Below are 19,659 nucleotides of genomic sequence, written 5' to 3' on the forward strand. Positions count from 1 at the left end.
TGCCTCAGAGAGTCGCCAGAAAGGCGATCAGCGCCTTTTTATCGGCGGGTGACAGGTCTTCGCCGAAGCGGTGGCCGTCGTTTTCGATTTCAGCGCTGCACGACGCATAGACTTGCCACAGTGCGGGGGTGCGGGCGCGTGCTTGCTTCACCACCTCGACCAGCTGGCCTGGATCGGAAACGATGGCTTTGCCGATGCCCTGCATTTCTGTGGCAAGCTGTTTCGCTTCGGCGGCGGGCAGCACCTTGGCCAACCGGGCTTCGAGTTCGGCGGGCTTGAGCCTGGCGCGCACCAGATCGACGATGAAGTCCTTGTGGTGGAAGTTGCCGACGTTGCCCGCCGTGGCACCGGCAGGCACCCGCACGGTGAAGCCGATCAGGCGTTTTTCTTCCTTGCCGTCGAAGATGCGCGGGCCGATGTCGAGCACGATGTCCTCGTCGACTTTGGTCGCCTTGGGGATGCGTTGCGCCGGGTTCAACAAGTCCTGCATAGCCGCGACATAGAGCTTGAAACGGCCCTCGACCGAGGGGTCGTATGGCCAGCAGGCCGGCTGCTTGTCCTTTGCCAGCGGCGGGTTGCCGGGTTTGCTCGTATCGACGTAACTGGAACGGTACAGCTCGTAGGCATTGGCCTTGTCGCCGCCCCAGCCGCACAGCTCCGGGCCGACCGAGTTGTTGTGCAGGAAGGGCGCGTGCGCCCACAGGTTCAAGAGCGATACGTTGCGGTAATAGCCGCGCCCACCGTCGTGCGGTTCGAGGAGGCCGGAGACGGTCTTGCGCGCGTGGTAATCTTCGTTGGCAAACTGCTCCCAGACGTGGCCGCGCATGTGGTTGGAATGCAGCGAACGGCAGCGATAGGTGCCGACTTCGGTGACCGGCGTCGGCACGTCGTTACCCAGCCAGTCGGCGCGCAGGCCGGTCTTGCTGTCGATGGCGCGGAAGTCCACCACTTCGAACGGCGGCTTGCTGCTGGAATGGCAGCGAGCGCAGTTGGCGACGAAGACCTGCTGTCCGCGCGACACCGCGTCCTTGCCGAAGTTTGTTTCCAGATCGCGCACCAGGTCGGCCTGGCCGTATGCGGTCTGGCGCTGGTTCGCGCGCGCCTCGGTGAGATCCTTCGCCTGGCCTTCGGGAGCGGTCAAAAAGAAATCAAGAATGTTGTGCACCCGGTCTTCCACTGCGCGGAAGTTTGGGCAGTCGCGGCGGCACTGGCCGATGTCGAACGGCGTCTGGCCGAAGTTGCGCGCTTGCGGGTCGAGCTGGCGCAGGTCGGTGAGGTGGTTGACCCAGCACTGCTCGGCGCATGAGCCGATGTTGAAGTACACGCGCTGGATCGCGCCAAGTGCGCCGATCGAGTCGCCGCCGTCCTTGAGGATGTGGTGAACGGTCTCGGTCTGGATACTTTTTTCCCAGCATTTGCCGGGCTTGCCGGGCTCGCACCAGCAGGTGGATTCCTTGGCGCCCGTCGGGCAGGCTGCCGCCTTGCGCCAGCGGTTGACTTTTTCGCCTGCAAACGTGGGGCGTTGTGCGATGTTGATGAGCGCGTTGATGGTGCCCGCGTTGTTCACCTGGTCGTTGGGGATCGCCGAAGTGTCGGAAGTGCCGGGACGCGCATGGGAAAAAATCTGCCACAGCAGGTCATCGTGCGGCATCCCCGAAACCAGGATTTCGGAGACGCGAATATACTGGTTGCCGACCAGGCCGGAGAGGTTTTCCCACTTCGGGTGTTCGGGGTCGAGCGGTGGCCTGGCCGGGTTGAAGGCAACATGGCATGAAGCGCACGCGGTGCCGATGAGGAAGGGCGGTTCGATCGAGGCGTCGGCGAGTTTGCGCAGCTTGAAGTCAGCGCGGGAGGAGTCGCTGGACAGTTTGTGGTCGTAGCCCTGCCAGGTACCGAGGCTGCCGTTAAGTTTTTTCCAGGCCACCGGGTCGAAGCGCGGGTTGGGGAATTTGCGGAAGCCGAGCGCGCCGGTGGAGGTTCCGAAAGCGAGATTGCAGCTGTCCTCGCGGCCATTGCGGTGGCCTGCGGGGTCGCTGGCGGCAGCACTGGCATCCTTGAAGTCGCATGCCGGGTCACGGTAGCCGGGTTTGCCGACGAACTTCAGCAGGGTCTGGTCGCCGGGGCACCAGTCGAAGCCATAGGTTACTTCGTAACTGCTGGCCGGGCAGCCAACCGAACCCGGCGTGCAGCAGTCGGGGTCGTTGATCAAGCCCCAGGTTTTGAAACGCGTGTTGCGCTGGTCGCCGCGCAGTACGCCGTACCAGTCGATCAGCGCGGTGATGCGCTGCTGGAAGGTATAGGTGTGAAAACGCGCATTGCCTGCGGTCGCCTTGAACCAGATTTCGCGCCCGGCGCGGGCGGACGGCGAGAGTCCCTTTTCGGCGGTGTGGAAAGCGGCGTCATTGTACGGCACCGCCGCATCAGGCATGGCGGTAGTGTCCGGCAGCGCGACCGGGTGCGGCACGGCAGCGCCCGGTGTGGGCTGGTCCGACGGCAGCGTGGCACGCGCCTCGTTGGCAGGCTGGGCAAACCAGAGCGTCGCCCCGACGACGGCAACGCTACAGATGGCTATCCAGCGGACTGATTTTGATTTTTTCATCGCGGCATCCCTCAAAGCAAAGCAGCAAAGCAGGGGCGAATTCAGTTTTTTGCGTCTATCGTCCGAATCGACAAGCTGGTTTCACAGCGGAATTCGGTACGAACGCATCCCGATGCGCGATGGTGTGTCGCTGCCGTGTTGTCCGGTCGATTGGGTGATGTTTTAGTCCCAAGAGGGTGTCTCGCATGATTTGCGCAGCGGTGGCACCCGGCAACTGCGCACGTTTTTTGGCTGTTCGCAAGCTGGGGCAGCACAATTGCCGCCTTGCACGGCAACCACCGTCTGACTGACGGTATCGCGCAGCCCGCCATCACCTTTCTGGAAAACCGCATCTGGCTGCGCCATGCGCCTTACCCCCTAGCTGGCTGTCACGGGGGCTGGTACAACCTATCCCGGTGCAACGCTTATGGATGTGGTTTGAGTATCATAGGCGAGAGCGTATTTGTGAATACATGAAAACCCTATTTTTGTTGGGAAGAACACCTTAGATGTTGTCAAGGAAGTTCCAGACCGGTGTCGGTCGTTTCCTAAATGAGGCCAACTTGGCTCTGGTTTTCAGCGACCTGGGTAAGAAATTCGAGAACTAAGAGTGTAAGAAATTTTGTGTAAACGGTCATTTGGCAGGAAACTGCCGTCCTGAAGAAAGGAGCTGTAATGACCGTAAGCAACGAACTGCTGGACAGCCTGCTGGCTGATTACAAGAAACCCGAAGACCTGATTGGGGAAGATGGGCTGCTCAAGCAACTCACCAAGAAACTGGTGGAACGGGCGCTCGAAGCCGAGCTGGCCGAACACCTTGGCCATGCCAAAAATGAGCCCGTCGCCAACCCTGCCGGCAACACCCACAATGGCAAAAGCAAGAAGACGCTCAAAGGCGAATTCGGCGAACTGCCCATCGATATCCCCCGAGACTGCCACGGCAGCTTCGAGCCGCAACTGATCCCCAAACATCAGACCCGCTGGACGGGCTTCGACGACAAGATACTATCGCTCTACGCTCGCGGCATGACAGTGCGGGAGATTCAAGGGCACCTGGAAGAAATGTATGGCACCGAAGTCTCGCCCTCGCTGATTTCCTCGGTCACGGATGCGGTCATTGACGATGCCAAAGCCTGGCAGTCCAGAGCGCTGGATACCCTGTATCCCATCGGCTATCTCGACTGCATTTACGTTAAGGCGCGTGATAGCGGCGCGGTGCGGGTCAAGGCGGTGTATCTGGCGCTGGGTATCAATCTGGCTGGCGAGAAGGAACTGCTGGGCATCTGGATTGCCCAGACAGAAGGCGCCAAGTTCTGGCTGCAAGTCGTGACCGAACTCAAGAACCGTGGCGTGCAGGACATCTTTATCGCCTGCGTTGATGGATTGAAAGGTTTCCCGGAAGCCATCGAGGCGGTCTTCCCCAAGACGGCCGTCCAGCTCTGCATCGTGCATCTGGTGCGCTACAGCCTGAACTACGTGAGCTGGAAACTGCGCAAGGCCGTCGCTGCTGATCTGCGGACCATCTACTCGGCTGCAACCGTCGAGGAAGCTGAGGCCAAGTTGGCCGAGTTCGAGGAGAAATGGGGAGAGGCCTATCCTTCGATTGTCCAGTCCTGGTGGCGTAACTGGGAGCGCATCATCCCGTTCTTCGACTACCCGCCGGAAATCAGGAAGGTGATTTATACCACCAACGCCATCGAGTCGGTGAACATGAGCCTGCGTAAAATAACCAAGAACCGGGGATCATTCCCGTCTGATGAGGCGCTGCTGAAATTGTTCTATCTGGCGCTGATGAACATCAGCCAGAAGTGGACCATGCCGATCCGGGATTGGAAAGCTGCGCTAAACCAGTTTACTATCCAGTTCGATGACCGGTTGCCACAGCGTTAAACGAAAACCCGTTTACACAAAATTCAGGACACCCCCGGCTAGGTGTTTTATCTCATTAAAATCTTAAATAAAACAATGGATTCCTGTGCGCTTTATGGTAGAGCGTTTTATTCTTATATGTTTATATTTGAACACATATGAGATCTGCTGGCAATAGTATAGTAAATTTGTCGGGAATTGGTGGTCTACCATGGTGCATGCTGTGCCCTAATTCCACACCATGCACCATTACGTTGCTTAAATTACTGTCGTGAACTCCCGAATTGGTATTTGAAGAAATCCCGTTAATTTCCTTAAGACGAGATAAGACGCCATTCATGACCCGTTGCTGAACTCTGGATGGCCACTTGGCGCGAAACTTGCGTGTATCCATGCAGTCGTCGAAAAATCATCCTGGATCGAACATGGCACAAGATACTTCATCGGTGCAATTAGTCACCATATATGAAATCAGCAAGATTCTCGGCTCCTCGCTGGATCTGCACAAAACTTTGCGTGGCGTGCTGAACTTGCTTTCCTCGCATTTGCACATGCAGCGTAGCATGGTCAGCCTGGTGGAAGAGGACGGTGAGTTGCAGGTGGTGGCTGCGGTAGGGCTTTCTGCCGAGGAGATCAAGCGCGGTCGGTTCCTGATAGGCGAAGGCGTGACTGGGCGCATCCTGCAGAGCGGCATGCCGGCGGTGATTCCGAATGTCTCCAAGGAGCCACTGTTCCTCAACCGCACCGGTTCGCGCAAGGTGGAAGCCGGAGAGGTGGCGTTTATCGGCGTGCCGATCAAGGTGGGACGCCGCTGCATCGGCGTGCTGGGCATGGACCGGGAGGCGGACAGGTCGGGGCGCTTCCAGGGCGATGTGCGCTTTCTTTCCATGGTCGCCAACCTGATCGGCCAGAGCGTGCGCCTGCATCAGAATGTGGCGGCGGAGCGCGAGCAGTTGATGCAGGAAAAATTCCGGCTGCAAAAGGAATTGCAAGGAAAATTTAGCCTGGACAACGTCATCGGCGTGAGCAAGCGCATGCAGCAGGTTTTCGCCGACGTGCACCAAGCCGCGCCGGGCAAGGCCACCATCCTGCTGCGCGGCGAATCGGGCACCGGCAAGGAGGCCATTGCCCGCGCCATTCACTTCCTCAGTCCGCGCAAGGACGGCCCCTTCATCAAGCTTAACTGCGCTGCCCTGCCGGAAAGCCTGCTCGAATCGGAATTGTTTGGCCATGAGAAGGGGGCTTTCACCGGTGCCACCTCGGACCGCAAGGGGCGTTTCGAGCAAGCCAATGGCGGCACGCTGTTTCTGGACGAAATCGGCGACATCTCGCCGGCATTCCAGGCCAAGCTCCTGCGTGTGCTGCAGGAGCGAGAGTTCGAGCGTGTCGGCGGAAACCGTACCATCCGCGTGGATGTGCGGATGGTCACCGCCACCAACCGCAATCTGGAAGAAATGGTGAGCAAGGGCGAATTCCGCGCCGACCTGTATTTCCGCATTAACGTGGTGTCGATCTTCCTGCCGCCGCTACGTGAACGACGCGACGATATCCCCCCGCTGCTGAAGCATTTCCTGGATAAGTACAACAGCGAAAACAAGCGCAACTTCACCGTCAGCCCGGAGGCAATGCAGACCATGTGCAGGTGTAACTGGCCTGGCAATGTGCGCGAGCTGGAAAACTGCGTCGAGCGAATGGCCACCATGACGCGCGGCAATCTTATCCGCCAGTCCGACATGCTGTGCGAGAAAGGGCTGTGTTTTTCGTCGACCTTAAAGGACTATGGCAAGGATCACCGCTCGATCCCGCTCGTGCCGCAACGGCAATCCGCGCCTGAAATGCCGACTATTCCCGAAGACCTGCCGGAATCCTATCAGGAGGCGGAAAGCACTAGCGAGCACCCTGAAGTACATCAGCCGGTTTCAGAGCGTGACCGTCTGATATGGGCGATGGAGAAGTGCGGCTGGGTGCAGGCCAAGGCGGCGCGGTTGCTGAATCTCACGCCGCGTCAGATGGGTTATGCGTTGAAGAAGTTCAATATTGAGATTAAGCAGTTGTAACGGATCAATAGTACCGAATACATTGGCGCTGGGGTTGATGCAAAGCACCACTTTGACCGGGATGGTGCCCTGGCTGCCCAATTAATCATCTTGTCGCATTTCTCACCCTACCCCCTCTCTTTTGTCGCATTCAAGACAGCCTCTGAGTTTTCTGCATCCTTATGTTTTTAATGGTATTAAAACAAAACAATCACATGGCACGCTTGTTGCTATTAGGAAAATGAAGCTCGCAAGGATCAAGTGATGTTAACCAAAGTCATTTCCATTTTTTCCTCTCAGGCTGCACGAACGCTGGGTTGCCACCTAAAGCGCCATTACGGCCTCACCGGCCGTGGCGGCAGAGGTGAGATAAGCATCCCGGAAGATTTAGCGACCGCATAACGAATTATTTTATTCACCAGGAGAAAACCATGCCTTACAAGATCATCTCATCTACGTGCACCGCCTGCACCCTCTGCGAGCCACTTTGCCCCAGCGTCGCGATCAAGGAAAAAAACGGCACTTACATTATCGACCCGAAGAAATGTACTGAATGTGATGGCGAAGAACCGCAGTGCGTAGAGGTTTGCCCGGTTGAAGGCTGCGTGGTGGTGGATAAAAGTTTGCCTCGCTACGCGGCATAAAGGGGGATGAATATGAACCTGACTATTACGCTCATGGCGGAAAACTTCATGCGCCGCATGGTCCGCTTCGGCAATGCCGGAGCGACAGCAGGTTTTCGCCTGGTGGTAAGCCCAGGAGGCTGTTCCGGGTTGAGCTCCGAGTTTACTGTCGAACGCGCCCCGCATTTTGGCGACTACGTGATCGAGCTGGAATTTCTCCGAGTGTTCATGCCGAAGGCCAGCCGCGATTTGCTGGAGGGTTGCATCATCGACTTTGCCGACGCCGTAATGGAAGCCGGGCTCAAGTTCTTCAACCCGAATGCACACGGGACATGCGGAGGAAGTTGCAGCAGCACCGTCATCGGATCTTGAGCCGGTAAGGCAACAATCAATATTGACAGCATCACGCGACGCCACGGCTAGTCGATCATGGAAAGCAGGGGCTCCAGCAGAGGCTCCCCTCTTCGCTGAACTTGGCCATATCGGCAATCCAGTGGTCGCATCTCCTCCAATATTCACGTGCGACCACAATCCCTTCCAGCGCAAGTATCGACAGCTCTTTAATCGACCCCCCCTCCTTCCACGTTTTAATGAGCAAGTCCGGGTCGATCGCCGCAATTTATACGTCAAAACACCGCCATTTCAGTTTGTCTCAAACCCTACAAAAACCGACAAACCTTTTTGTTTGTATTCAGACCAATAAATTTTATCTTTATGAACCAGTGCATTAGCCATGAAATAGTCGATGGCATAAGACTTGCTAAGTATTGAATAAAACTGTCTGTCCGATATCCGGGCAGACACACCATCGAAGGATCGCACAAGTGCTAAGCATTCCAATTTATATGGATTATTCGGCAACAACCCCAGTCGATACACGGGTTGCGCAAAAGATGATTTCCTATCTGACGGAAAATTTCGGCAACCCAGCAAGCCGTTCGCATTCGTTCGGCTGGACGGCTGAACAGGCCGTTGAAAATGCGCGCGAAGAAGTGGCCAGGCTGGTGAACTGTGACCCCAAGGAAATCGTCTGGACCTCCGGTGCAACCGAATCAGACAATCTGGCCATCAAGGGTGCCGCTCATTTTTATCAGGGCAAAGGCAAGCACCTGATCACCATGCAAACAGAACACAAAGCGGTAATCGATACCCTGCGTGAACTGGAGCGCGAGGGCTTCGAGGTGACCTATCTCGACCCGCAGCCGAACGGCCTGCTGGATCTGGAAAAACTCAAGGCGGCGATTCGACCTGACACGATGCTCGTATCCATCATGCATGTGAACAACGAAATCGGCGTGATTCAGGATATCGCTGCTATCGGCACTCTCTGCCGCGAAAAAGGCATCCTCTTTCATGTCGATGCAGCCCAATCTACCGGCAAGGTGGCGATTGACCTGCGCACGCTGAAAGTGGACCTGATGTCGTTTTCCGCGCACAAGACCTATGGCCCGAAGGGCATCGGCGCCTTATTTGTGCGACGCAAACCGCGCATCCGCCTGGAAGCGCAAATGCATGGCGGCGGACACGAGCGCGGCATGCGCTCCGGTACACTCCCCACGCACCAGATCGTGGGTATGGGCGAAGCTTTCCGCATCGCTCGCGAGGAAATGGCCACGGAAAACGAGCGCATCCGCATGCTGCGCGACAGGCTCTATAACGGCCTGAAGGACATGGAAGAAGTGTACGTGAATGGTGATATGGAACAGCGCATTCCACACAACCTGAACATCAGCTTTAACTATGTCGAAGGCGAATCGCTGATGATGGCGATCAAGGATCTTGCCGTGTCTTCCGGCTCCGCCTGCACATCGGCCAGTTTGGAGCCGTCCTACGTGCTCAAGGCCTTGGGACATAGCGACGAACTGGCGCACAGTTCCATCCGCTTCAGCATCGGCCGTTTCACCACGGAAGAGGAAGTGGATTACGCCATTCAGCTGCTGAAAAACAAGATTGCGAGATTGCGCGAATTGTCTCCCCTGTGGGACATGCATATGGCTGGAATCGACCTGAGCAGCGTGCAGTGGGCAGCACATTAATCACCGGTTTGAAAAGCAGTATCACTATCAATTTCAAGGAGTGAATCATGGCATATAGCGAGCAGGTGCTGGACCATTACGAAAACCCCCGCAACGTTGGCGCTTTCGAGAATGGCGATGATGACATCGGCACCGGCATGGTCGGCGCACCGGCCTGCGGAGACGTGATGAAACTGCAGATCAAGGTCAACCGGGACGGGGTGATTGAGGATGCCAAATTTAAAACTTACGGCTGCGGTTCCGCGATTGCGTCCAGTTCCCTGGTGACGGAATGGGTCAAGGGAAAAACCCTGGATCAGGCGCTGGAAATCAAGAATTCTCAGATTGCCGAAGAACTGGCATTGCCTCCAGTCAAAATTCACTGCTCCATTCTGGCGGAAGACGCGATCAAGGCGGCCGTGGCTGATTACAAAACCAGGCACACCGTCGCTGATCAGGGCTACGATGCCTGCTCGCCGATGAAGGCAGCCTGATCCACCAGTTCCACAGATAGAAAGGTCAAACCATGTTAGACGCGACTACCCAGACTCCAAGCCCGATCGTCTTTTCCGACAGCGCTGCGAACAAGGTGAGCGAGCTCATCCTGGACGAAGGCAACCCGAACCTGAAGCTACGCGTTTCTGTTTCCGGAGGAGGATGCTCAGGGTTTCAATACGGCTTCAGTTTCGACGAGGCTGCTGCCGATGACGATACCGTGGTCGAAAAAGGCGGCGTGAGATTGCTCGTCGATCCCATGAGCTTCCAGTATCTGGTTGGCGCAGAAATCGACTACGAGGAGGGCCTGGAAGGAGCACGCTTCGTGATCAGGAACCCTAATGCGACCACTACCTGCGGCTGCGGCAGTTCATTTTCGGTTTAATTATCCAGGGGAGCGGACAAATGGCTGTCACCTTAACATCCAGCGCGGCGGACCGCGTGCAAAAATTCCTCATCCAGCGTGCCAGTGGAGTCGGGCTGCGCCTGGGCGTGCGCACCAGCGGATGCTCGGGGCTCGCCTATACGCTGGAGTTTGCGGACGAATTTAACGCCGACGATATCAAGTTCGAAAGCTGCGGCGTCACCGTGCTGGTAGACCCCAAGAGCCTGGCCTATCTGGACGGTACCGAACTGGATTTCGTACGCGAAGGGCTGAACGAGGGGTTCAAGTTCAATAACCCCAACATCAAGAACCAATGCGGCTGCGGCGAAAGTTTTAACGTCTGAGTGTTTGGGAGGGATCATGGCACTATTGCAAATTTTCGAACCCGGCATGAGCACCGCGCCCCACCAGCATCGGCTGGCGGTGGGGATCGATCTCGGCACGACAAACTCACTGGTGGCCAGTGTGCGTAACGGCGTCAGTGCTGTGATCAACGATGAGCAAGGGCGAGGATTGTTGCCCTCGGTGGCGCGCTACAGCGTGGATGGCCCCGTCGAAGTGGGCTACGGGGCGCAGGCCAAACAAAGCGAAGATCCACACAACACCATCGTATCGGTCAAACGTTTCATGGGCAGGGGCCTCAGTGACTTGCAGAAGACCATCGATACACCCTACCGCTTTGTGGACGCGCCAGGCATGGTGCAAATCAAAACCGCCGCAGGCGTGAAAAGCCCGGTAGAAGTCTCCGCCGATGTCCTGAAAACCTTGCGCGTACGGGCGGAAACTGCACTGGGCGGGGATCTTGTTGGCGCGGTCATCACGGTGCCAGCCTACTTCGACGACGCCCAGCGCCAAGCCACCAAGGACGCAGCCAAGCTAGCCGGGATCAATGTGCTGCGGCTGCTGAACGAGCCCACTGCCGCAGCCGTGGCCTACGGTCTGGACAACGCCTCCGAGGGTGTCTATGCGGTTTACGATTTGGGCGGCGGAACATTCGATATCTCTATCCTCAGGCTTACACGCGGAGTGTTTGAAGTGCTGGCCACCAACGGAGATTCCGCATTGGGCGGGGACGACTTCGACCAGCGCATCTACTGCTGGATTCTGGAGCAAACCAAGCTGTCTTCACTGGGCGCCCACGATGTGCGTCTGCTGTTGACCAAGGCGCGTGAAGCGAAGGAAGCCTTGACCAAACATCCTGAAACGGCGATCACGGCCGTGCTTTCCACAGGCCAGATAGTGGATTTGATTTTGACTTCCCTGAGCTTCGCCGGTATGACCGAAAACCTGGTGAACAAAACCCTTTCCCCGACTCGCAAGGCGATGCGCGATGCCGGCTTGGGCATTGAAGACATCAAGGGCGTGGTCATGGTGGGCGGATCCACGCGCATGCCCCACGTCCGCCGTGCCGTCGGCGAATTTTTTCTGCAGAATCCTCTCACCAACCTGGACCCGGACAAGGTGGTCGCCATCGGCGCCTCGATCCAGGCCAATATCCTTGCGGGTAACCGCAGTGCGGACGAGATGCTGCTACTGGACGTGATCCCTCTGTCGCTCGGGATAGAAACCATGGGCGGAATAACCGAGAAAATCATCCCGCGCAACTCCACCATCCCCGCTGCCCGCGCCCAGAAATTCACCACCTTCAAGGATGGTCAGACCGCGATGATGATCCATGTATTGCAAGGCGAGCGCGAACTGGTGAGCGATTGCCGCTCGCTGGCCAAATTCGAGTTGCGCGGTATTCCGCCCATGGTGGCCGGCGCGGCGCGTATCCTCGTCACTTTTCAGGTAGATGCGGACGGCCTGCTTTCCGTTTCCGCTCGCGAACAAAGTACCGATGTGGAAACCAGGGTAGAAGTCAAACCCTCGTACGGTCTGAGTGACGTAGAAATCACCCGGATGCTGCAGGATTCTTATCTCTATGCCCAGGAGGATATGGCCGCACGCACCTTGCGCGAACAGCAAACCGAAGGTAACCGTCTGCTGGAAGCCACGGAGTCGGCAGTGGCAGAAAGTGGTGGTGCCCTGTTGACCGCCAAGGAGCTCGCCGACATCAGCCTGGCGATGGCGACCCTGCGCGAAACCATAGCCGGAGACAACCATCGTGCTATCAAGATGGCAGCCGAATCTCTCAATCAAGTGACCTCAGACTTCGCCGCCAGGCGTATGGACATGTCGGTGCGGCAGGCCCTGTCAGGCCATCGCCTTGAAGAAATCGCGGCCAGCTTGTGAGAATCCGCATTCTAAAAATGAAGATCCAAAACCATCTACCATGCCCCAACTGATCGTTCTCCCTCACGAAGAAATTTGCCCGGAGGGTATCGCCATCGATGTACCGTTCGGTATTTCGATATGCGATGCGCTGTTGCAACATGGTCTTGCCATCGAACACGCCTGCGAGAAATCCTGCGCCTGCACGACTTGCCACATCATCGTCAGGGAAGGGGGCGATTCGCTGACTCCCTCGGATGAGTTAGAGGACGACATGCTGGACAAGGCATGGGGTCTTGAGCCCGATTCACGCTTGAGTTGCCAGACTACCGTGGGCCGCGATGACCTGGTGATCGAAATACCAAAATATACGATCAATATGGTCAGGGAAGGCTGAGCCTGCTGTTGCTTAAATCGCCTATTGGCATATCAACTAAACTTCTGCTGTGTGCCAATAGCAGAAGACTTTGGTGCGCTAATACTGCGCGACCAATAGGCCGCTTAACATTCCTTCTCCGACATTGAACCATCCCCTTTGGAACAGGTAGTCGAAGCTGGCCATAGCACCACGACTGGCTAATTCTCCGCTAATTCTCTATTGCTATCTTTACAACCACGCGAATATCCGCGTGATTTAAAGGAGTGACCATCATGAAACGCAAGATTTACCTGTCTGCGCTTGCCGCACTTTCCGCCACCGCGATCGGCAGCGCCTATGCCGCCAAGGCAATGGAAAACGACGCTCTGGCGATTGAAGCCGCAAAGATCGGCCTGACCCAGGCCGTTACCGCCGCCGAGCAACACGTCGGCGGCAAGGCGTCCCGCGCCGAGTTCGAGAAGCACAAGGGCCAGTGGGTCTTCGATGTCGAGGTCGTGAATGGCAAGAAAGTCATGGACGTGAAAGTCGATCCGGCAAACGGCAAGGTTATCGCCGCCACCGAGGACAAGGCCGATCGCGACGACGACCATGACCAGGCCGACTGATCGGTCAGGTCGTATTGCCGGGGGCGGCGTGGCCGCCTCCGGCTTGTCGGCTGGATCGAGCCAGCGCCACGGCAACTGACGGGAGAATTGAAATGAAAACACTCGCGCGCGACGAAGCGATGCAAATGCTGAACAAGGTGCCGGAAGTCACGCTGTACTTCTGGATTATCAAGATCATGGCTACCACGGTCGGCGAGACCGGGGCCGATTTCCTCAACTTCGATCTGAATTTCGGGCTGACCGGCACTTCCCTCGTCATGGCCAGCCTGCTGGCCGCATTCCTGTTCATCCAGTTGCGTGCCAGGAAATATGTCCCATGGCTGTATTGGGTGAACGTCGTACTGATCAGCATCGTCGGAACCCTCATCACCGACAATCTGGTGGATAACTTCGGGATCGCGCTGGAAACTACCACAGCCGCATTCGGCATCGCCCTGCTGGCCACGTTCGCCCTCTGGTATGCCCGCGAGAAGACTTTGTCGATTCACTCCATCGTTACGACCCGGCGCGAACTGCTCTACTGGGCGGCCATTCTGTTTACTTTTGCCCTAGGCACAGCTGCAGGCGATCTTGTTGCCGAGAGTATGAAGCTTGGGTATGCCAACTCCGCGCTCATGTTCGGTGCGCTGATCGCCGCCGTTACCGTGGCCTATTACGGCTTCAAGGCCAATGCCGTTCTGGCTTTCTGGATCGCCTATATCCTGACGCGCCCTCTCGGTGCTTCCTGCGGCGACTGGCTGTCGCAACCCATCGCCAATGGTGGTTTGGGACTGGGCACGGTAACGACCAGCCTGATATTTCTCACGACCATTCTGGGCTCGGTCGTTTTCCTGAGCGTCACCCGTAAGGACGTGATTCCCCGGACGGCTTGATCTCATCGGAGCGGATATGGAACACTGGAATCAAACGCTGTTTCTGCTACTCAACGCCGCGCCGGGCGCTTCCGGCATTGCGGTTGAGGTGGCTCGCCTGCTGGCTGACGGGTTGATCTGGATCGTGCCGATGGGAATGGTTTTTGGCTGGCTGCGCGGCTCGGCCGCGACCCGTCATGCGCTGGTCGCGGCGACGGCATCGGGACTGGCCGGGCTCTTGATCAACCAACTGATCGGGCTCGTCTGGAATCACCCGCGCCCCTTCGTGGCGGGGATTGGTCAGACACTGATGGCGCATGTGCCAGACAGCTCCTTCCCCAGCGATCACCTGACCCTGATCTGGGCCGTTGCCTTCAGCCTGCTGCTGCATGAGCAACCGCGCGTGGCCGGTTGGGCGCTGGCGTTGCTTGGCCTGCCGGTGGCATGGGCGCGCATCTATCTGGGCGTGCATTTCCCGTTGGATATGCTGGGCGCCGCCCTTGTCGCCTTTGGCAGCGCTTGGCTGATTCTCGGCGAGGAGCACCGTTTCGTGGCGCCTCTTGTTCAGGCGATGCAACGCACCTACCGGTGGGCATTTGCCGGTTTGATCGAAAAGGGATGGGTGAGACAATGAGCACAAACAATCATAAATTCACTATGGATGATTCAAGCCGACAAGCATTGAGCAAGGTTCCGGAAGTTACGTTGATTTTCTGGATCATCAAGATCGCCGCGACGACGCTGGGCGAGACGGGCGGCGATGCCGTGTCGATGTCGATGCACCTTGGCTATCTCGTCGGCACGGCAATCTTCGCGGCAGTTTTTCTCATCGCCGTGGCGGCTCAGATTCGGGCCAAGCGCTTTCACCCGCTGCTGTATTGGACGACCATCATTGCCACCACCACCGTCGGCACGACGCTGGCGGATTTCGCCGATCGTTCACTCAGTATCGGTTACACCGGCGGCGCAAGCCTGCTGTTCGCGCTGCTGATGGGTTCGCTGGCCATCTGGTACAAGACGCTCGGCTCCGTAGCGGTGGACAGCGTCGGCTCGCCGAAGTCGGAAATGTTCTACTGGGTCACCATCATGTTCTCCCAGACGCTCGGCACCGCGTTGGGCGACTGGACGGCCGACACCGCAGGGCTTGGTTATGAGGGTGGGGCAATCGTGTTTGGGGGCTTGCTGCTGTTCGTCGTCTCGGTGTATCTCTGGACCCGAATTTCCCATACGATGCTGTTCTGGGCTGCGTTCATCCTGACTCGACCGCTGGGCGCGGTGGTCGGGGATTTTCTGGACAAGCCCATCGCGTCAGGTGGATTGGCGTTGAGCCGCTATACCGCGTCGGTGGTGTTGCTTGCGTTCATCGTTTTGGTCATCGCTCTGTTCCGGCAGCGGCCAGCCAGACACAAACCCTGGCACTCAGTCAACAAAGTTTTGTTGGCGCGCGGATAAAGGTTGAGGGAGCCAAAATAATGCGCATATTGCTAGTCGAAGACGACCCCATGATAGGCGAGGCAGTATCAGTGTCACTCAAGGACGCTGCCTATGCCGTGGATTGGGTGCTTGATGGTGCAGCGGCCGACATCGTTCTGCGCAACGGCGAGCATCAGGCCGTTCTGCTCGACCTGGGACTGCCCAAGCGTGACGGGCTCGAAATACTGCGGAGATTGCGGCAGGGCGGCAATGGAGTACCGGTCATCGTTATTACCGCCCGCGATGGCATAGATGACCGGATCAAGGGACTCGATTTCGGCGCTGATGATTACCTCGCGAAGCCGTTCGACCTGAATGAATTACTGGCCCGGCTGCGTGCGGTTATCCGCCGCCAGGGCGGTCAGGCCGCGCCCCTGCTGAGCAACGGCAAGCTCAGTCTGGATCCTGCCACGCGCGAGGCACGCTGCGGAAACGCTGTGGAACCGCTCAGCGCACGCGAGTTTTCCCTTTTGCATGCGCTGCTCCTTCGACCGGGCATGATCCTGAGCCGAGCCGAGTTGGAGGAGCGCATTTATGGCTGGAATGAAGAAGTCGAAAGCAATGCGGTGGATTTTCTAATCCATGGTATCCGCAAAAAACTCGGTGCCGATGTCATCAAAAACGTACGCGGCGCCGGTTGGATGGTGGATCGAGCGACATGAATCGGTCACTGCAACGTCATCTGTCACTGATGCTGGGTGCGGCCATTCTGTTGTCCGGCCTGATCGCTACCGTAGCATCCTTCATGTTGGCGTATGGTGAAGCCAAGGAGTTCCAGGACGACATGCTGCGACAGATTGCTGTCCTTGCCGTCAAAGGTGCCGCAGAACCCGCGCATCCGGGCAAGGGCGATGTCGCCCTCAACGACCCGGAGTCCCGCATCCTGGTCGTCAGGTTACCAGGAAATCCTCGCCCGGAATGGCTACATGAACATTTGTCAGTCGGATTTCATACTTTGAGCGCCAAAGGCGAGGAGCTACGTGTCTTTGTGCAACATGGATCATCAGGAGAGCGAACCATTGTCGCCCAGCCAACCGATGCACGCGACGAAATCGCCATTAACAGCGCCCTACGGACGCTGATTCCCTTGCTTCTTCTGTTCCCGTTACTGACTTTGCTGATCGTGCGCATCATCCGCCGAGAATTTACGTCGGTCGGCCGGATCTCTTGCAGTCTGGATGCACAGACTGCGAATCGCCCCAGTCCCATTGTCGAGGAGGGGCTGCCGAATGAAATCACCCCCTTCGTCCAAGCCATCAACCGCTTGCTGGGGCGAATCAATCAGCTAATGAGCCAGCAACAGCGCTTTATTGCCGACGCTGCTCATGAACTACGCAGTCCACTGACCGCTCTGTCCATGCAGGCGCAGAATCTGCGCCAGGCGAACTCGCTGGAGGCCATGCACGAACGCGTCGCGCCCTTGCAGGCTGGCATCGAACGCGCCCGCCAACTCACCGAGCAGTTGCTAAACTTAGCCAGGATCCAAGCAGATGGCAGTACGGAAAGCATTGTGGACGTATCTGTCTTGACCCGTGAACTGATTGCGCAACACCTGTCTACCGCCGAGGCCAAGGACATCGATCTGGGCCTTGAGGAATGCGATCGGCTTTCATTACGTGCATCACCGGAGTCGCTACGATTGATCCTCGGCAACGTGCTGGAAAACGCCATCAAATACACACCTGCCGGCGGCGAGGTGACATTGCGGGTCGCAGCCGACGGGGGCATGGCCGTTATCGAGGTGGTCGACAGTGGCACCGGGATTCCACCTGCGGAACGCGACCGCGTCTTTGATGCTTTCTATCGGATGCCCGGTGCTACCGGCACAGGCAGCGGTCTTGGCTTGGCCATAGCTCGGGAGGCCGCCACTCGGCTTGGTGGTGAAATAAACCTGAAAGATCGCCCAGATGGCTCAGGGCTGATCTTCAGCTACCGGCAAAGGTTGCCAACGTGATCAGTGCTTTCGTTACGTCTTATGGGTATTTGGCAGTTTTTGCCGGCACGCTGCTGGAAGGGGAAGCTATTCTGATTGCTGCTGGCTTCGCCGCCCATCGCGGGCTGCTTGACTTACCTATCGTGATCCTGGTGGCCATGCTCGGAGGCACGCTGGGCGATCAGTTGGCCTTCGTGCTTGGGCGCTGGAAAGGCGATGTGCTGATCGAACGTTTTCCTGGACTGGCAGTGCACAAGTCGCGTGTTCATGAACTGCTTGAGCGCCACGCAATTCTGTTCATTCTGTCAGTTCGCTTTCTCTATGGACTCAGGATCGCTGGGCCGGTGTTGCTTGGTTCAAGTCGTATTCCGATGATCAACTTTGCCATACTGAATTTGATCGGTGCTGGGTTGTGGGCAGCAGTGGTGTCAGGAGTGGGTTATCTGTTCGGGCTGGCGATCACTGCGCTGATCACGGACATCAAACGCATCGAGGAAGGCGTACTGATCGCGATACTGCTCGGTGGAGGCTTGGTGTGGCTTTGGCGGAAAGCACGTTCACATGCGCATGGCTCTTCGGGTATAGAAAGGGGCAGGCGGCCATGAGTTGGCAATGGTTTGCGCTGGGTTCAGCATTCTTTGCCGGACTGACGGCGATCTTCGGAAAGCTCGGGGTCGAAGGTTTGAACTCCAATCTCGCCACCTTAATTCGGACGGTGATCATCCTCGGGATGACGGTGGCTATCGTGTCGCTCCGTGGCGAATGGTCCTTTTCGAAGGGGCTAGAGGCGCGTCCGGTGACCTTTTTAGTCCTTTCAGCTCTCGCGACGGGGTTTTCCTGGCTGTTTTACTACCGCGCACTCCAGATGGCCCCCGCCTCGTTGGTGGCGCCAATCGACAAACTGAGCGTGTTTTTTGCCATTGTTCTCAGCATTGTATTCCTTGGCGAAGCGCTTACACTAAAGCTGATGCTCGGGGGAGTGTTGATACTTGCCGGGGTGTTGATTCTCGCTTGGCCGTGAAGAACATGAACATCGGTTTGAGTGACGTAAGCTGTCAGTGGATATGCCGATGGCAATAGACGGGTATGGGTCGGGAGCAGGCGTTCTCTTGGAATCTGTAGCCTAGCTTAGCTTCATCAGAATGAATTTCTTCTATTCTGGCTGTTCCTGACTATCCGGCCTCATGGACGAGGAATAGTCAAAAAGCTCAGGCTGGTTTTTACGGTACACCCGCAGCCACATGACGGTCGCAGGTATCAGGGACTTGGCCGCGAACCACAGGGCATCGTCTGCTGCCTGGCCGGGCTCATTCAGTTGCCTGCCCATGGCTGCCCAACCGGCCCAATCTACTTCGGCCATGAGCGTGCAGGTCCGGGGAGACAGTTTGCCGGCGATGTCGGACACAATTTTGACCTGGCGGACCACTTCTGAGCGAGTCAGGCGGGAGTTTAGAAACTCTTCTTTCTCCAATCCTTCGGTCAGGGTCAGTACGGCGATGCTGGCCTCTTCGATGATCGATAGCAGTGATGCGTTCAACATGCATGGCCCCTCAAATATTTGCGCTGTTTATAAGCGATAACCTTCTTCCCGCAAAACCTGCTGCACGACCGGACGCGCCAGCATGCGCTGATAATGCGCTTGGCAGTTTGGCGGCAAGTCGATCTTGATCTTGTCCGCCCAGAACTCCACATAAAACAGCGCCGCATCGGCAATAGAGAAATTGCCGGCCACATACTCCTTTCCTGCGAGCACGTTGTTCATGACGGCAAATGACTTTTCGACAATCTCGCGGCCACGGGCCTTGACGGTTTCGTAGTCTGCCTCGTTGGGGGTAAAGTTACCGGTGGTGAAGATGCGCGTAAATCCTTGTCCGTGTATCGTTCCCACCACGTAATGCAGGGTTTCGATGACCAGCGCATCGCCATCCGCATCTCCCGGCAACAGCTTCGCTTTCGGATTGGTGCGGGCAAGCCAGTAAGCGATGGCGCCGAACTCGGTCAGGGCGGTTCCATCTTCACGTACCAGGGTCGGAATAGTGGACTTCGGATTGATGGCCACATAGTCGGGTTTGATCTGGTCCCCCGCCATCAGGTTCACGATATAAACCTCGAAAGGCAGCTCGAGTTCCTCAAGCAAAATGTGTATGCCGGTCGAGCAGGAGCCAGGTGTCATGTAAAATTTCATGTAATGTTTCATGCTAGA

At 57.2% G+C, this 19,659-nt stretch carries 23 protein-coding genes; 19 read left to right on the plus strand and 4 right to left on the minus strand.

Features of this window, described 5'->3' with window-relative positions; translation table 11 throughout:
• Positions 1 to 4: 4 nt before the first annotated feature.
• Positions 5 to 2,428: a hypothetical protein gene (locus SCT_RS04075; RefSeq protein ID WP_088178628.1), complete on the minus strand. Its 2,424-nt coding sequence runs from the start codon at positions 2,426 to 2,428 to the stop codon at positions 5 to 7.
• On the opposite strand from SCT_RS04075, the gene SCT_RS17010 reads away from it, so the two are divergent.
• On the plus strand, positions 2,403 to 2,765 hold the full coding sequence (locus SCT_RS17010) for a hypothetical protein (protein WP_159107881.1): 363 nt from the start codon (positions 2,403 to 2,405) through the stop codon (positions 2,763 to 2,765). The genes SCT_RS04075 and SCT_RS17010 overlap by 26 nt on opposite strands.
• On the opposite strand, the gene SCT_RS17015 is transcribed toward SCT_RS17010, so the two are convergent.
• A complete protein-coding gene (locus tag SCT_RS17015) occupies positions 2,762 to 2,944 on the minus strand; it encodes a hypothetical protein (RefSeq protein WP_144408216.1) in 183 nt (60 codons plus the stop codon). The two genes, SCT_RS17010 and SCT_RS17015, sit on opposite strands and share 4 nt — an antisense overlap.
• Positions 2,945 to 3,253: 309 nt before the next feature.
• Between SCT_RS17015 and SCT_RS04080 the strand changes: the two genes are divergently transcribed.
• From SCT_RS04080 to SCT_RS04165, 18 genes are all read left to right on the plus strand, one after another.
• Positions 3,254 to 4,468: an IS256 family transposase gene (locus SCT_RS04080; RefSeq protein ID WP_059419344.1), complete on the plus strand. Its 1,215-nt coding sequence runs from the start codon at positions 3,254 to 3,256 to the stop codon at positions 4,466 to 4,468.
• 404 nt (positions 4,469 to 4,872) lie between these two features.
• Positions 4,873 to 6,504 carry a nif-specific transcriptional activator NifA gene (gene nifA / locus SCT_RS04085; protein WP_059419346.1) on the plus strand — a complete coding sequence of 544 codons (1,632 nt, stop codon included), beginning with the start codon at positions 4,873 to 4,875 and terminating at the stop codon, positions 6,502 to 6,504.
• Between the two features lie 410 nt (positions 6,505 to 6,914).
• Positions 6,915 to 7,127, plus strand: coding sequence for a 4Fe-4S binding protein (locus tag SCT_RS04090; RefSeq protein ID WP_059419348.1), 213 nt, complete (start codon positions 6,915 to 6,917; stop codon positions 7,125 to 7,127).
• A gap of 12 nt (positions 7,128 to 7,139) precedes the next feature.
• The gene (locus SCT_RS04095) at positions 7,140 to 7,478 is read left to right on the plus strand and encodes an iron-sulfur cluster assembly accessory protein (protein WP_059419454.1); all 339 of its coding nucleotides are present in this window, start codon (positions 7,140 to 7,142) and stop codon (positions 7,476 to 7,478) included.
• A 452-nt stretch (positions 7,479 to 7,930) separates the two neighbouring features.
• Positions 7,931 to 9,142: an IscS subfamily cysteine desulfurase gene (locus SCT_RS04100; RefSeq protein ID WP_202812114.1), complete on the plus strand. Its 1,212-nt coding sequence runs from the start codon at positions 7,931 to 7,933 to the stop codon at positions 9,140 to 9,142.
• A gap of 47 nt (positions 9,143 to 9,189) precedes the next feature.
• Positions 9,190 to 9,615: a Fe-S cluster assembly scaffold IscU gene (iscU, locus tag SCT_RS04105; RefSeq protein ID WP_059419353.1), complete on the plus strand. Its 426-nt coding sequence runs from the start codon at positions 9,190 to 9,192 to the stop codon at positions 9,613 to 9,615.
• A gap of 32 nt (positions 9,616 to 9,647) precedes the next feature.
• On the plus strand, positions 9,648 to 10,001 hold the full coding sequence (gene erpA, locus SCT_RS04110) for an iron-sulfur cluster insertion protein ErpA (protein WP_059419355.1): 354 nt from the start codon (positions 9,648 to 9,650) through the stop codon (positions 9,999 to 10,001).
• Between the two features lie 20 nt (positions 10,002 to 10,021).
• Entirely contained in the window at positions 10,022 to 10,345 is a 324-nt protein-coding gene (gene iscA / locus SCT_RS04115; protein ID WP_059419357.1) for an iron-sulfur cluster assembly protein IscA, read from the plus strand.
• Positions 10,346 to 10,361: 16 nt separating this feature from the next.
• Entirely contained in the window at positions 10,362 to 12,236 is a 1,875-nt protein-coding gene (hscA, locus tag SCT_RS04120; RefSeq protein ID WP_059419359.1) for a Fe-S protein assembly chaperone HscA, read from the plus strand.
• A 40-nt stretch (positions 12,237 to 12,276) separates the two neighbouring features.
• The gene (gene fdx, locus SCT_RS04125; RefSeq protein WP_059419361.1) at positions 12,277 to 12,612 is read left to right on the plus strand and encodes an ISC system 2Fe-2S type ferredoxin; all 336 of its coding nucleotides are present in this window, start codon (positions 12,277 to 12,279) and stop codon (positions 12,610 to 12,612) included.
• Positions 12,613 to 12,866: 254 nt separating this feature from the next.
• A complete protein-coding gene (locus SCT_RS04130) occupies positions 12,867 to 13,199 on the plus strand; it encodes a PepSY domain-containing protein (RefSeq protein ID WP_059419363.1) in 333 nt (110 codons plus the stop codon).
• A 92-nt stretch (positions 13,200 to 13,291) separates the two neighbouring features.
• Entirely contained in the window at positions 13,292 to 14,071 is a 780-nt protein-coding gene (locus SCT_RS04135) for a hypothetical protein (RefSeq protein ID WP_059419364.1), read from the plus strand.
• Positions 14,072 to 14,087: 16 nt separating this feature from the next.
• Complete coding sequence (locus tag SCT_RS04140) at positions 14,088 to 14,684, plus strand: undecaprenyl-diphosphatase (protein ID WP_059419366.1); 597 nt, start codon at positions 14,088 to 14,090, stop codon at positions 14,682 to 14,684.
• Between the two features lie 23 nt (positions 14,685 to 14,707).
• Complete coding sequence (locus SCT_RS04145; protein ID WP_059419457.1) at positions 14,708 to 15,502, plus strand: hypothetical protein; 795 nt, start codon at positions 14,708 to 14,710, stop codon at positions 15,500 to 15,502.
• Positions 15,503 to 15,522: 20 nt separating this feature from the next.
• Positions 15,523 to 16,185 carry a response regulator transcription factor gene (locus tag SCT_RS04150; protein ID WP_059419368.1) on the plus strand — a complete coding sequence of 221 codons (663 nt, stop codon included), beginning with the start codon at positions 15,523 to 15,525 and terminating at the stop codon, positions 16,183 to 16,185.
• Positions 16,182 to 17,477 (plus strand): HAMP domain-containing sensor histidine kinase, encoded by a 1,296-nt coding sequence (locus SCT_RS04155; RefSeq protein ID WP_059419370.1) that lies wholly within the window; start codon positions 16,182 to 16,184, stop codon positions 17,475 to 17,477. Before SCT_RS04150 ends, SCT_RS04155 begins: the two co-directional genes overlap by 4 nt.
• Complete coding sequence (locus SCT_RS04160) at positions 17,474 to 18,061, plus strand: DedA family protein (protein WP_059419373.1); 588 nt, start codon at positions 17,474 to 17,476, stop codon at positions 18,059 to 18,061. Before SCT_RS04155 ends, SCT_RS04160 begins: the two co-directional genes overlap by 4 nt.
• Positions 18,058 to 18,477 (plus strand): EamA family transporter, encoded by a 420-nt coding sequence (locus SCT_RS04165; protein ID WP_059419376.1) that lies wholly within the window; start codon positions 18,058 to 18,060, stop codon positions 18,475 to 18,477. Before SCT_RS04160 ends, SCT_RS04165 begins: the two co-directional genes overlap by 4 nt.
• A 132-nt stretch (positions 18,478 to 18,609) precedes the next feature.
• On the opposite strand, the gene SCT_RS04170 is transcribed toward SCT_RS04165, so the two are convergent.
• Together SCT_RS04170 and SCT_RS04175 are read right to left on the minus strand one after the other, a co-directional pair.
• Positions 18,610 to 18,996, minus strand: a complete 387-nt coding sequence (locus SCT_RS04170; RefSeq protein WP_059419379.1) for a hypothetical protein — start codon at positions 18,994 to 18,996, stop codon at positions 18,610 to 18,612.
• A 27-nt stretch (positions 18,997 to 19,023) separates the two neighbouring features.
• Positions 19,024 to 19,641 (minus strand): glutathione S-transferase family protein, encoded by a 618-nt coding sequence (locus tag SCT_RS04175; RefSeq protein WP_059419459.1) that lies wholly within the window; start codon positions 19,639 to 19,641, stop codon positions 19,024 to 19,026.
• Between the last annotated feature and the right edge of the window lie 18 nt (positions 19,642 to 19,659).

Source organism: Sulfuricella sp. T08, from assembly GCF_000971475.1.
Classification (GTDB): Bacteria; Pseudomonadota; Gammaproteobacteria; order Burkholderiales; family Sulfuricellaceae; genus Sulfuricella.